Genomic DNA, 13,167 nt, shown 5'->3' with positions numbered 1-13,167 from the left:
GGCTTCGTTTTTTAATTTTAAATAAATATTGAATAAATTAATCTATTATATTACTATAATATAGATATGAAAGAAGGATTAACAATATAGGGTGGTGACTTCATGGCAACAGTAGTAGTAATCGGCGGGGGACCCGCTGGTATGATGGCAGCAATAACCGCTGCTGACAAACATAAAACAATACTAATCGAGAAAAACGACAAGCTAGGTAAAAAAATGTTCATTACAGGAAAAGGTAGATGTAATGTAACTAATAAAAAGGATATTAATGATTTTTTTGATTATATTCCTGGAAATCCTCATTTTTTATATAGCTCTCTATATACCTTTACAAATGAAGATGCTATTAACTTTTTTGAAAGACTAGGTGTTAAATTAAAAGTAGAAAGAGGGGACAGAGTTTTTCCTCAATCAGATAAGTCTTCTGACATAATAAGTGCATTGCAAAAAGAGCTTGTTAGAAAAGGTGTTACTGTAAAACTAGGTTATAAGGTAAAAAAACTTATAGATGAAGATGGAGTTATAAAGGAAGTTCAGTTGGAAGACAACTCCACAATAAAAGGAGATTATTTTATATTATGTACAGGAGGAATGTCATATCCTCAAACAGGCTCCAGTGGAGAAGGGCATAAGTTTGCAGAAATATTAGGACATAATATAACAAATATAACTCCTGCTCTTGTGCCTATAGAGGTAAAGGAAAGTTGGATAAAGGAACTTCAAGGATTATCACTTAAAAATGTTCAATTACGAATAATAGATAGTAAAAACAAAACACTATATGAAGACTTTGGTGAAATGTTATTTACTCACTTTGGTATATCAGGGCCAATTGTATTAAGTGGCAGTAGAGTTGTAAGTAAAAAAGAAAACTTAAAAGCTGTTATAAATTTAAAACCTGCATTATCCTCTGAGGAACTAGATAAACGACTACAAAAGGATTTTGCTAAGTACATAAATAAGGATTTCAAGAACTCTTTAGTGGATCTTCTACCACAGAAGCTCATTGATGTAGTGGTTAAACTATCCGAAATAGATGCAGAAAAAAAAGTAAACTCCATTACTAAGGAGGAAAGAAAGAATTTAGTCAATCTTATTCAAAACTTTACTTTGCAGATAAAGGGTTTAAGACCTATAGCTGAAGCAATTGTAACTGCCGGAGGAGTAAATATAAAAGAAATTGATCCTTCTACAATGGCTTCTAAAATAATAAGAAACTTATATTTTGCAGGAGAATTAATTGATGTAGACGCATTCACTGGTGGTTTTAATATACAAATAGCTTTGTCTACAGGATTTTTAGCAGGATTAAAGGTTGGTGAAAGTGAATGATAGCCTTGAGAGGAGCTACAACTATATCAGAAAATTCTGTTGAAGAGATTAAAAAGTCAACAGTAGAGTTATTTAATGAAATGATAATGAGAAATGATATAGACCTAGATAAAATACTAACTATAGAGTTTTCTTGCACAAAAGACATAACTAAAGCTTATCCTGGAAAGTTTGTAAGGGAAGCTTTTAATGTTAAACATGCTGCTATTATGCATTTTAATGAGATGTACGTAGAAGGAGAGACAGATTCGTCTCTGCCTTTATGCATAAGAATTTTAATGTTGGTAGATGTAACTAAAATAGATAAAGAATTTGTATACTTAAAAAATGCTAAGAATTTAAGAAGTGACTTATTTAGTAAATGATATCGTAAAATAAAGGATTTTATCTTTTTTTATAGAATATATTCTTATACAAAATTCTTACAATTTAGAAAGGCGGAGTGAAATTTTTGAATATATCTGTGGCAATTGACGGACCTGCTGGAGCAGGAAAAAGTACTATAGCTAATATTATAGCTAATAGATTTAATTTAATGTACATTAATACAGGTTCAATGTATAGGGCAGTAGCTTTAATGTGTATGCGAAGAGGAATTTCCTATACAGAAGTAGAAGCTGTTTGTAACCTTACTAATTCTCTAACTATGTACTTCGTTGGTGATAAGTTAGTAGTAAATGAAGAGGATGTAAGCGAAGAAATAAGGCTTCCAAAAGTAAGTAATAATGTATCTAATTTTGCAGCTATTGCTGAAGTAAGAGAAATACTTGTTAGACTTCAGCAAGAGATGGCTTCTAAATATAATGTAATTATGGATGGAAGGGATATAGGAACGGTAGTCCTTAAAAATGCTCCACTAAAGTTTTTCTTAACAGCCAGTGCACAAGAAAGAGCTAACAGAAGATGTAATGAGTTAAATGAAAAGGGTATTGCTGTAGAATACAATAATATTTTAGATGATATAATAAAGAGAGACTACATAGATTCCAATAGAGAAACAAATCCATTAAGAATGGCTGAGGATGCCATAAAGATAGATTCCTCAAAATTATGTATAGATGAAGTAGTAGATCTAATTTCATCTTATATTAGAGAGTATATAAATAAACATAAACAATAACTGAAGGTGAATATATATGAAAGTTACATTAGCAGATAAAGCTGGATTTTGTTTTGGAGTAAAAAGAGCGGTGGAAGAAGCTATTAATACGCAAAAAAAGTATAATAAGAAGATATATACCTTAGGACCGTTAATACATAATAATGATGTTGTAACCTACTTGAAAGAAAATAACATATACCCTATTGAGATGGATGGCTTATCTAACTTAAGTAAAGAAGACGTAGTTATTATACGTTCTCATGGTGTCTCAGAGAGAACAATTAAGTTTCTAGAGGAAAAAGGAATAACTGTAGTTAATGCTACCTGCCCATATGTATCTAATATACAGAAGAAGGTACGAACCTACTATGAGCAGGGATATTCAGTGTTAATTGTAGGCGATGAAAATCACCCAGAGGTTATAGGTATAAATGGTTGGTGTGATGATAAGGCTATTATATCTAAGGATGGTTCTAACCTACAAAAGCTTCCTAACAAGTTATGTGTTGTATCTCAAACTACAGAAAAACAATCAAATTGGGAGAAGGTTTTAAACATTGTTGTTAGAAGCTGTAAAGAGTTTATTGCCTTTAATACAATATGTAGTGCCACAGAATATAGACAAAAGTCTGCAGAAGATCTTTCCAAAAGTGTAGATATGATGTTAGTAATAGGTGGACGTAATAGTTCCAATACTACAAAATTATATGAAATATGTAAATCAAATTGTTCTAACACTATACATGTTGAAAATTCAGGTGAAATACCTGACTCTATAATAAAAGCAAATAAGACTAAAAAAATAGGTATTACTGCAGGTGCATCAACACCTGATTGGATAATAAAGGAGGCTATTTTAAAAATGAGTGATAACAAGGATTTAGAAGTAAATGAACAATTGGCTTATATGGAGGAAAATGACAACAAGATAATAGTTGGACAGTTAATAAAAGGCAAAGTAATATTAGTTAACGAAAGAGAAGCTTTTTTAAATATAGGATATAAAGCAGATGGTATCCTTCCTAAAAATGAAGTGACTAAGGATGAAAATTTAGATTTAGCTCAGTTGGTTCAGGTTGGAAGTGAACTAGAAGTAAAAATTATAAAGAGAAAAAATGAAGATGGCTATGTAGTATTGTCCAGAATTGAAATCGAAAGAGAAAATGCCTATAAAGAGTTAAAAGAGTTAAAGGATAATAATGAGGTTCTAAAAGTAACGGTAAAGGATGCAGTAAATGGCGGATTAGTATCAAGTTATAAGGGTGTAAGAGTATTTATTCCTGCATCACATATAGAATTATTTCATGTAGACAATTTAAAGGAATATGTAAATAAAGAGTTAGAAGTAAAAATAATTGAATTTAGTACTGAAAGAAACTCTACTAGAGTAGTAGCTTCTAGAAGAAACTTACTAAAAGTTGAGAAAGATAAAAAAGAAGAAGAAACTTGGAAGGGTCTTGAGAAAGATACTATAGTAGATGGAGAAGTAAAAAGACTAACAGATTTTGGAGCTTTCATTGGTGTTCAAGGTGTAGATGGACTACTTCATGTATCTGAAATGTCCTGGGGAAGAATACAGAAGCCTGGGGATATGCTAAATATAGGAGACAAATTAAAGGTATATATTTTAGATGTGGATAGTGAAAAGAAAAAACTATCGCTATCAATTAAGAAACTAATAGAAGATCCATGGAATAATGTAGAGGTTAAATATCCTGTTGGAAGTATAGTTTTAGGTAAAGTCGTTCGTTTCGCTAATTTTGGAGCTTTTATAGAGTTAGAGCCAGGAGTAGATGCTTTGGTACATATATCACAAATCAGCCATAAAAGAATAAACAAACCAGAGGAGATACTTAATATAGGACAAGAAATAAAAGCAAAGATACTAGATGTAAATAGACAAGATAAAAAAATAGGATTGAGCATTAAAGAAGTAGAAGAGATGTAGAAATATGTAATATACTTAAGATAAATGCGTGTAATATCAAGTATAAAGCACGCATTTTTCTATGAATGTTTAACAAGATATGCAGAAATATAGAGATATACTTAAATATTCAGAGTTTTTATGTGTATTTTTAAAAAAATAGCGATATATCTTGACTTTTTGATTATTTTTGATAAAATTTAATTGTTATGATTTTAAGCAAGGGGGTAAATACGGACAATGAATGAATTAGGACGTCACATTTTAGCAGAAATTTACGGATGTAGTTCTGAAATATTAAACAACAAAGAGTATATAGAAAAAATAATGGTTGATTCTGCATTAAAAGCTGGTGCAGAGGTGAGGGAAGTAGCTTTTCATAAGTTTAGTCCTCAAGGAGTAAGTGGAGTTGTTATTATATCAGAATCACACTTAACGATTCATACTTGGCCAGAACTTGGATACGCTGCTGTAGACGTATTTACTTGTGGCGACAAGATAAACCCATGGGATGCATGCAATTATATGACGGAGAAATTTAATGCTAAGAATATGACTGCTACCGAAGTTAAAAGAGGTATCTTCGAACAACCTGTATCAGTCAAAGCGTCAAATATATAGGAGATCATCGTTTACGATGGTCTTTTATATTTGTAATAATTTCTACCTACAATAATATACTTTACTAGAGAACTAATGGAGGTAGTAATATGGAGGCTATAAGTAACAGATATCTAGGAGAGTTGTCTGAAAAGGAAAGAAAGACTATAGACAAAGTATTAGAACAGTATGACTTCCAGACCATTAGCTGTAGTAAAGTTAGAAGTGTATATAAAATCGAAACCACATCTGGAATCATTTGCTTAAAAAGGATTAAGCACGGAAGGCATAAACCTAATAATGGCAGCATCTTAGTTCAGGAACTTATTGAAAGAAATTTTTACAATATAGCAAAGTATTATAAAACAAAGGATGGCAGAGTATATGTACGCCATAAAAAAGTGCTATTTTATGTTACTGAATGGATAGACGGGGTAGAGTGTGATTTAAATAATATTGATGAAGCTTTAAACTGCGTAAAGCTACTAGCAGAATTTCATGTAGCTGCTAATAGCGTAGATACAAGCAAACTTAGAGTAAAAAACAACCTAATAAATTGGCCTAAAAAATTTAATGCAAGTGTTCAGGATCTTGAAAAATTCCAACGAGTAATAGATAGAAAAAGAATAAAAAGTGAATTTGACTCAATTTACAGCAGTCATATAGATAGCTTCTATTACAGAGGAATGATATCTTTAAACTTTTTAAATACTTCTGATTATTACAGATTGTCAAAAGAAGCCAGCAAAAATAAATCTATCTGTCACGATAGCTTTTATTATCAAAACATCATTAAAAGGGACAGCAGCTACTATATAATAGATTTAGATAGTATAATGATTGATCTCCATGTAAATGACTTAGGTAAGCTCATACGCCGTCTAATGTCCAAGAAAAGCTATCAGTGGGATTTTGAAAAAGCTAGAAGATTAATAGATGCCTATGCCTCTGTAAATAAATTAAGCAAGAGTGAATTAGAAGTAATGCTAGCTTTAATTATTTTTCCTCACAAGTTTTGGAAGCTTGGTAAAAGAAGATATATAAAACATAAAGGATGGGATGAAGCTAAATATATGCGTAAGTTAACTAAGCTCATTAAATACAATGAATTACAAATAAAATTTCTGGAAGATTACTTATCTTTTCTTAAAGAATATCAGTAAAAAATTGACTTCTATGAGCTAAATAATTATACTTATATTTAATATAAATCTAATAATAATTTGCAGCGATGGGGAAAAAGTATGTTTGAATGTGTAGGATTAAATAAAACTAATTTTAATAAACTTTTAGACTTAAATAAGCTTAGACATAATTTTAACAATTTAAATGAAGACTTTATTAAAGTTTATAACAATAGTAACTTTGCTCAACGTATGTTATTAAGAAGAAGAGTGAAACTACTAATAAAAGATTCTAGATACATTGGATATATTTGGGCGGAAATGAATGATAAGAAAAATTGTTCTATAAAAGCACTTAATGTCTTATCATCCAATAATGCTGATACACTAGATTATAGCCCTTATAAAGCTTTAATTAATAACTTAAGAAAGAATACTTTAGTAAATTATTATTGTGAAAGTAATAATTTTAACTCTCAAGTCTTGGAAAATATCGGTTTTACTAAAGGAGAAGGAACACTTATATTAAGCTTCAATGTTGAAGAAAACAAATTAGTGATGCCAGAACACAGCCTGCAATTTGAGACTTTACAAGTGGGGGCAGATGAAGGAAAAAGGTGTCGTATCCAAAATGAAATTTTTAAAAATAATAATAGGTTACCACTGACTATAGATGATATTTATTTTGACGAAGCACAGAGCTATTATGTTGATAAGGGTGCTGTGTTTTTAAAGAAAGATAGTCAATATGTTGGTTATGGACAAATAATAATAGAAGAAAATACACCTGTAATAGTTAACTTTGGAATATTAAAGGAACATAGAGGTAAGGGATATAGTAAAGTTTTTTTAAGTTATTTATTAAAAGTAATAAAGGATGCTGGATTTGACTTTGTAAAAATAAAGGTTAAGAATACTAATAATATAGCTTTAAATTTATATAAAAGAGTGGGTTTCCAGGTTATAGGAGAAATATACAATTGGGAACTAAAAAGATAAGCCCTTGGTTTGATGCCGAAGGCTTATCTTTTTTAAAGTTTGAGAACTACATCATTAAAATTATGTTTAGAACCCTCAAAAACCCCCAAACCTTAATTAAACATATAAGTTAGATTTATTTAAAATACATAAAAATGAATTCTGTTTTTATATATTACTTAATTCTTGTGATAATTTTTATTTTATAATATTTTCAATGGGGATATGAAGTGCTTTAAACTCGAACATTGATTCATATTGAATTTGCTTAAAATAAGCTCTGTCTCCAATACAATCACATCTCATGGAATCCTTTTCTTTTTCAACTAATTGTTCTGAATTTTTAACATCGTACATACAAACTCCTCCTTTTAGGTATAGTTTAACCTAAAAGGAGGAGTTTAGTAGTTTTATTTATTTCCTGTATTAGTAAAATTTAGCAAGAACTTTTCCTAATCTCTTTATACCTTCAACTATTTTTTCTTCAGTCATGCATGAGTAATTCATTCTAAAGAAGTTTGGATGTCCTCCGTTAGGGAAGAATGAACCACCTGGAACATAAGCAACATTGTCTTTTAATGCTTCTTGTAATATTACAGCAGCATCAAGACCTTCTTTTAATTCTATCCAAGTAAATAATCCACCTGTTGGGAAAGTGTATTTTACATCTGCTGGGAAGTATTGTTTAATACTCTCTATCATAAGGTCTCTACGTTTTCCGTAAACTCCTCTAATGCTTTCTATGTGTTTTTCAAGATCATAAGTTTCCATAAATAATGCTGTTGCTCTTTGGTCAAGTGAGCTAGATTGAAGATCAGCACCTTGCTTAACAATTATATACTTTTCTAGTATTTGTGGTGCAGCACATACCCAGCCAATTCTTAATCCAGGGCAGAATGTTTTTGAGAAAGTTCCAAGGTATATTACCCAACCTTCTTTATCAAAACTCTTAATTGATGGGTGTCTTTCTCCATCAAATATTAAGTCGCCATATGGATTATCTTCTATTACTGGAATCTGATATTCAGCAGCAAGCTCAGCTATACGTTTTCTTCTATCATCTGACATAGTTCTTCCAGTTGGGTTTTGGAAATCTGGAATTGTATATATCATTTTAACGTCTGGATTTGCTTTTAATGCTTCTTCTAATAAATCAACTTTCATACCGTTATCATCCATAGGTATTTCTATGAATTGTGGTTGATATGCTTTAAATGCGTTTATTGCTCCTAAGTAGCTTGGGCTTTCGCATATTATTTTATCGCCCTCATTTATAAATACTCTAGCTGAGAACTCAAGTCCTTGTTGTGAACCTGATGTTATAGCTACTTCATCAGCTGTAACATTTACTCCAGCTGGAGCCATTCTTTGTTTAGCAATTATCTCTCTTAAAGGTTTAATACCTTCAGTAGAACCATATTGTAGTGCTAGTCTACCATCTTTTTCTAATACTTTTTGTATAATTTCCTCCATTTCCTTTACTGGAAATAATTCTGGTGCTGGTAATCCTCCAGCAAAAGAAATAATTTCTGGCATTTCAGCAAGCTTTAAAAGTTCTCTGATTTCTGATGCTTTTAAGCCATTAGCTCTTTCTGAAAAACGTACTTCCATAATAAAATCCCTCCGAAAATTATAATTATATTTTAAGGTCTTACAGTATATCTATTCTACAAAAACTCAAAATTTCCTTCTTATCTGTTATGTTAATGAAATTTGAAGCTTGAAAAGATATAAAAAAGTCATTATTCAGATAACTTTGCAAACCTTTTCAAATTCCAGTGAATTGATGTAGAATATCCTCTCCACTTATAATAATACAATTTTTTATTCAATATTTCAATGTTTAATTATATTTTTTATAGAATTTTAAATAAAAGCATTGTTATTTTTTAAACATTCATTAATTTATAGCCCGTAGTAAATGATTTTTATGATTTGTTGTATACCATTCCATATGAATCTTAAGTTCTAAGTTAAGAAAGTTAATAACCCATAACTTTCAGTATTAAATAAATTGCCTAAAAACAATAAAAAATAGATATTCATAAAAAAATATAGTATAATGTAGGATGTCAATATTATAATTTGAATTTAGAGTTATAATATTCATTTTCTATTTTATCTTCTACTGTTAAGGTAAACAGGGAGAGATAGAAAAATTAAAAAAATAAGTTGTATTAGTATGAGGTGAAGCAATTGTATAAAGAACTAGATATGAAAAAAACAAGTAAAAACTTTTTTATAGAAACCTGGGGTTGCCAAATGAATGAAGAAGATTCAGAAAAGCTATCTGGGATGTTGAGAAAGACAGGTTATAAAAGAACTACAGTAAAAGAATTTGCAGACTTAATAATTTTTAATACCTGCTGCGTGAGGGAAAATGCTGAATTAAAGGTATACGGAAACTTAGGAGCGCTAAAAAAGCAAAAAGAAAAGAATCCTGACCTTATTATTGCAGTGTGTGGATGCATGATGCAGCAAGAAGGTATGGCTGAAGCTATAGTTAAGAAATTTCCTTTTGTAGATATAGTATTTGGAACTCATAATGCTTATAAGTTTCTAGAATATCTAAATAGGGTTAAACAAGAGGGAAAATCAGTAGTTGAAGTGCAGGATAAGGAAGATGGAATAGTTGAAGGTCTTCCAATAGATAGAGAAAGTGATGTAAAAGCTTTTGTTACTATAATGTATGGATGTAACAATTTTTGTACTTATTGTATCGTACCTTATGTAAGAGGTAGAGAAAGAAGCAGAAAATTGGAGGACATTAAAAAGGAAATAGAGGATCTAATAGCAAAAGGGTATAAGGAAATTACATTACTTGGTCAAAATGTTAACTCCTATGGTAAAGATTTAGATCCAAAAATTACTTTTGCAGAACTCTTAAGAGAAATAGACAAGATTGAAGGATTAGAAAGGGTTAAGTTTATGACTTCTCACCCTAAGGACTTAACACAGGATGTAATAGATGCAATAGCAGAGTGTAAAACTTTATGCGAATATATACATCTTCCTGTTCAATCTGGTTCAACAAGATTATTAAAGAAAATGAACAGAAGCTATACAAAGGAACAGTACCTAGACTTAGTTCAAAGGATAAGAAAAGCTATTCCTAATGTAGCAATAAGTACTGATATTATAGTTGGTTTCCCTGGAGAAACAGATGAAGATTTTGAAGAAACTCTTAGTCTTGCTAGGGAAGTTCAATACGATTCAGCCTTTACCTTTATTTACTCCAGAAGAAAAGGTACTCCAGCTGACGAAATGGAAGATCAAATTGACGATGCTGTAAAGCATGATAGATTTAATAGATTAGTAGAAGTAATCAACGGTTCTGCTGCTAAGAAGAACAAAGAATACGAGGGTAGAATAGAAGAAGTTTTAATAGAAGGACTAAGTAAGAACGATGAGACAAAATTAATGGGTAGAACTAGAACTGGAAAGCTTGTAAACTTTGCCGGCGATGGAAGCAATATTGGCAAATTAGTAAATGTTAAGATAACAAAAGCTAATTCATTTTCATTAATAGGAGAACAGGTTTAACATAATTGGGAATCGGGAATGGAAAATTCTCATTCCCAATTAATTTTTAAGGAGGTATAAAAGTGGCTTTAACTCCAATGATGCAGCAGTATTTAGAAGTAAAAGAGGACTGCAGAGATTGTATATTATTTTTTAGACTAGGTGACTTTTATGAAATGTTCTTTGAAGATGCAGAAATAGCCTCAAAGGAACTGGAGCTTGTACTTACAGGAAGAGAGTGCGGGTTAGACAAAAGGGCGCCTATGTGTGGAATTCCCTTTCATGCAGCTAATTCTTATATAAGTAGATTAGTTAATAAAGGTTATAAGATTGCCATTTGTGAACAATTAGAAGATCCTAGTGCTTCAAAAGGAATAGTTAGAAGAGGTATTGTAAAAGTTATTACTCCAGGAACCTATACAGATTCATCTTTTCTAGAGGAAAATAAGAATAATTATATAATGAGCTTATATATGGAAAAAGAAAAAAACATGACTGCTTTATGCTTTGCAGATGTTTCCACAGGAGATTTTAATTGCACAGAAACTTCTTTTGATTTGTCTGTTGTATTAGATGAAATATCTAAGTATTCTCCAAAGGAGATTCTAATTCAAGAAAATCTTGATGATGAGATAATTGAAAGTATAAAGGAAAGAATTCAAGTTACCTTTTCTAGATTAGGGGAAGAATTTTTCCTAGCAAAAACTGAAGAAGTGATAGCTAAGCAATTTGCTAATGTAAAAACTAATGAGTATAGTGCAATTTTATTAAAGTGCTGTGGCGGACTTTTAAAATATGTAATGGAAACTCAAAAGACTTCTCTAAATCATATCAATGAGTTTAATTATTATAGTATAGTAGACTACTTAAGCATAGATAGTAACTCTAGAAGAAATTTAGAACTTACTGAGAGCTTAAGGGAAAAGAGTAAAAAAGGATCTCTTTTATGGGTTATGGATAAGACTAATACAGCTATGGGCGGAAGACAGCTAAGAAAGTGGATAGAGCAGCCGCTGATAGATAAAACCTCAATACAAAAGAGGTTAGATTCGGTAGAAGAAATTCTAAGCAATATGTCTATTCATGAGGATCTGAAAGATGCTTTAAAAGAAATATACGACATAGAAAGGTTAGTTGGAAAGATATCCTCTAAAAGTGTTAATGCTAAAGAACTAATATTTCTTAAAAACTCTATTGAAAAAATTCCGTATGTGAAAAATATTTTAGGGTTTTTTCAAAGCGGCTTGATGGCAGATATGTATGAAAATCTAGATGAGCTGCAAGATATATATAAACTCCTTGATGAAGCTATATTAGAAAGTCCTTCTATATCTGTAAAAGAAGGAAACATAATAAAAGAAGGCTATAATAAAGAAGTAGATGAGTTTAAAATTGCTAAAGCCCACGGAAAAGAGTGGATTGCTTCTCTAGAGAATAGCGAAAGAGAAATAACTGGCATAAAGTCCCTTAAGGTGGGATATAATAAGGTATTTGGTTACTATATTGAAATAACCAAGTCTAATCTAAATTCTATACCAGAGGGAAGATATATAAGAAAGCAAACTTTAGCCAATGCGGAAAGATTTATTACTCCTGAATTGAAGGAAATGGAAGAAAAGATATTAGGTGCGGAAGAGAAACTAATAAATTTAGAGTATGAGATTTTTGTTCAGGTAAGGGAAGAAGTTGAAAAACACGTTGACAGAATGCAAAAAACTGCAAAAACTATAGCCGAATTAGACTGTCTAAGTTCCTTAGCTGTCATAGCTTTAGAAAATAATTATTGTAAGCCTAAAATAACAAATAATGAAGAGGTTTGTATAGAAGAGGGAAGACATCCTGTAGTGGAAAAGATTATCCCATCAGGGAGTTTTGTTTCTAATAATATAAATATAAACGCATCAGATGAGCAATTATTAGTTATAACCGGCCCTAATATGGCAGGTAAATCTACTTATATGAGGCAGGTAGCTTTAATTGTTATTATGGCACAAATAGGAAGCTTTGTACCAGCTAAAGCTGCAAAGATTTCAGTATGTGATAAAATATTTACAAGAATAGGGGCTTCTGACGATTTAGCTTCTGGTAAAAGTACTTTTATGGTAGAAATGTGGGAAGTATCAAATATATTAAAAAACGCCACTAATAAAAGTTTAATTCTATTAGACGAAGTAGGAAGAGGCACTAGTACTTATGATGGTTTAAGTATCGCTTGGGCTGTTGTAGAGTATATATGCAATAATAAAAGACTTAAGTGTAAAACCCTCTTTGCAACCCATTATCACGAACTGACAAAGTTGGAAGGGATCCTAGAAGGGGTTAAAAACTACTCTGTATCTGTAAAAGAAATAGGAAGTGATATAGTTTTCCTACGTAAAATTATAAGAGGGGGAGCGGATCAATCCTACGGTATAGAGGTTGCAAAGCTTGCTGGATTACCAGATGAAGTAATAAGAAGGGCTAAGGATATTTTAAATAGAATAGAAAACGAAAGTGCAAATGACATTAACATTGACCAATTCACAAAGACTAATACACCTATAACTAAAGAGGATAGCAATTGTGATTTATATTTAAATAGA

The 13,167-nt window shown here is 30.9% G+C and carries 10 protein-coding genes and 1 pseudogene; 9 read left to right on the top strand and 2 right to left on the bottom strand.

The genetic code is table 11. The features are described 5' to 3' along the window. The first annotated feature begins 102 nt into the window (after positions 1–102). The 7 genes from P8V03_RS12385 (at position 103) to P8V03_RS12355 (ending at position 7,084) form a co-directional block, all read left to right on the top strand. Entirely contained in the window at positions 103–1,332 is a 1,230-nt protein-coding gene (locus P8V03_RS12385; protein ID WP_318798337.1) for a BaiN/RdsA family NAD(P)/FAD-dependent oxidoreductase, read from the top strand. Beyond that, on the top strand, positions 1,329–1,697 hold the full coding sequence (gene aroH / locus P8V03_RS12380; RefSeq protein ID WP_318798336.1) for a chorismate mutase: 369 nt from the start codon (positions 1,329–1,331) through the stop codon (positions 1,695–1,697). The genes P8V03_RS12385 and aroH overlap by 4 nt, the downstream gene beginning before the upstream one ends. Positions 1,698–1,783: 86 nt before the next feature. After that, positions 1,784–2,452: a (d)CMP kinase gene (gene cmk, locus P8V03_RS12375; protein ID WP_318798335.1), complete on the top strand. Its 669-nt coding sequence runs from the start codon at positions 1,784–1,786 to the stop codon at positions 2,450–2,452. 16 nt (positions 2,453–2,468) lie between these two features. Beyond that, on the top strand, positions 2,469–4,382 hold the full coding sequence (locus P8V03_RS12370; protein WP_318798334.1) for a bifunctional 4-hydroxy-3-methylbut-2-enyl diphosphate reductase/30S ribosomal protein S1: 1,914 nt from the start codon (positions 2,469–2,471) through the stop codon (positions 4,380–4,382). Between the two features lie 219 nt (positions 4,383–4,601). Beyond that, complete coding sequence (gene speD / locus P8V03_RS12365) at positions 4,602–4,982, top strand: adenosylmethionine decarboxylase (protein ID WP_261670237.1); 381 nt, start codon at positions 4,602–4,604, stop codon at positions 4,980–4,982. Positions 4,983–5,071: 89 nt separating this feature from the next. Then, on the top strand, positions 5,072–6,124 hold the full coding sequence (locus P8V03_RS12360; RefSeq protein ID WP_318798333.1) for a CotS family spore coat protein: 1,053 nt from the start codon (positions 5,072–5,074) through the stop codon (positions 6,122–6,124). Between the two features lie 81 nt (positions 6,125–6,205). After that, positions 6,206–7,084 (top strand): GNAT family N-acetyltransferase, encoded by an 879-nt coding sequence (locus P8V03_RS12355; protein ID WP_318798332.1) that lies wholly within the window; start codon positions 6,206–6,208, stop codon positions 7,082–7,084. Positions 7,085–7,261: 177 nt separating this feature from the next. Here the strand turns inward: P8V03_RS12355 and P8V03_RS12350 are convergent, their stop codons facing one another. Together P8V03_RS12350 and P8V03_RS12345 are read right to left on the bottom strand one after the other, a co-directional pair. Next, positions 7,262–7,420 (bottom strand): hypothetical protein, encoded by a 159-nt coding sequence (locus P8V03_RS12350; protein WP_261670234.1) that lies wholly within the window; start codon positions 7,418–7,420, stop codon positions 7,262–7,264. A gap of 69 nt (positions 7,421–7,489) precedes the next feature. Further along, positions 7,490–8,674 (bottom strand): aminotransferase-like domain-containing protein, encoded by a 1,185-nt coding sequence (locus P8V03_RS12345; RefSeq protein WP_261670233.1) that lies wholly within the window; start codon positions 8,672–8,674, stop codon positions 7,490–7,492. Between the two features lie 603 nt (positions 8,675–9,277). Here P8V03_RS12345 and miaB point away from each other — a divergent pair. Together miaB and mutS are read left to right on the top strand one after the other, a co-directional pair. Further along, positions 9,278–10,606 carry a tRNA (N6-isopentenyl adenosine(37)-C2)-methylthiotransferase MiaB gene (gene miaB / locus P8V03_RS12340; protein WP_318798379.1) on the top strand — a complete coding sequence of 443 codons (1,329 nt, stop codon included), beginning with the start codon at positions 9,278–9,280 and terminating at the stop codon, positions 10,604–10,606. A gap of 62 nt (positions 10,607–10,668) precedes the next feature. Beyond that, positions 10,669–13,140 (top strand): annotated as a pseudogene (mutS, locus tag P8V03_RS12335) (DNA mismatch repair protein MutS); the annotation flags it as partial. Between the last annotated feature and the right edge of the window lie 27 nt (positions 13,141–13,167).

This window comes from Clostridium tanneri (assembly GCF_033659955.1).
Classification (GTDB): Bacteria; Bacillota; Clostridia; order Clostridiales; family Clostridiaceae; genus Clostridium_AM; species Clostridium_AM tanneri.
This window is presented reverse-complemented; position numbering and strand designations above follow the sequence as displayed.

What these genes read in the sequence shown, in the direction of transcription:
- P8V03_RS12385 (WP_318798337.1), top strand. Translation starts at nt 103, where the DNA reads ATGGCAACAGTAGTAGTAATCGGCGGGGGACCCGCTGGTATGATGGCA.
- aroH (WP_318798336.1), top strand. Translation starts at nt 1,329, where the DNA reads ATGATAGCCTTGAGAGGAGCTACAACTATATCAGAAAATTCTGTTGAA.
- P8V03_RS12370 (WP_318798334.1), top strand. Translation starts at nt 2,469, where the DNA reads ATGAAAGTTACATTAGCAGATAAAGCTGGATTTTGTTTTGGAGTAAAA.
- speD (WP_261670237.1), top strand. Translation starts at nt 4,602, where the DNA reads ATGAATGAATTAGGACGTCACATTTTAGCAGAAATTTACGGATGTAGT.
- P8V03_RS12360 (WP_318798333.1), top strand. Translation starts at nt 5,072, where the DNA reads ATGGAGGCTATAAGTAACAGATATCTAGGAGAGTTGTCTGAAAAGGAA.
- P8V03_RS12355 (WP_318798332.1), top strand. Translation starts at nt 6,206, where the DNA reads ATGTTTGAATGTGTAGGATTAAATAAAACTAATTTTAATAAACTTTTA.
- P8V03_RS12350 (WP_261670234.1), bottom strand. Translation starts at nt 7,420, where the DNA reads ATGTACGATGTTAAAAATTCAGAACAATTAGTTGAAAAAGAAAAGGAT.
- P8V03_RS12345 (WP_261670233.1), bottom strand. Translation starts at nt 8,674, where the DNA reads ATGGAAGTACGTTTTTCAGAAAGAGCTAATGGCTTAAAAGCATCAGAA.
- miaB (WP_318798379.1), top strand. Translation starts at nt 9,278, where the DNA reads ATGAAAAAAACAAGTAAAAACTTTTTTATAGAAACCTGGGGTTGCCAA.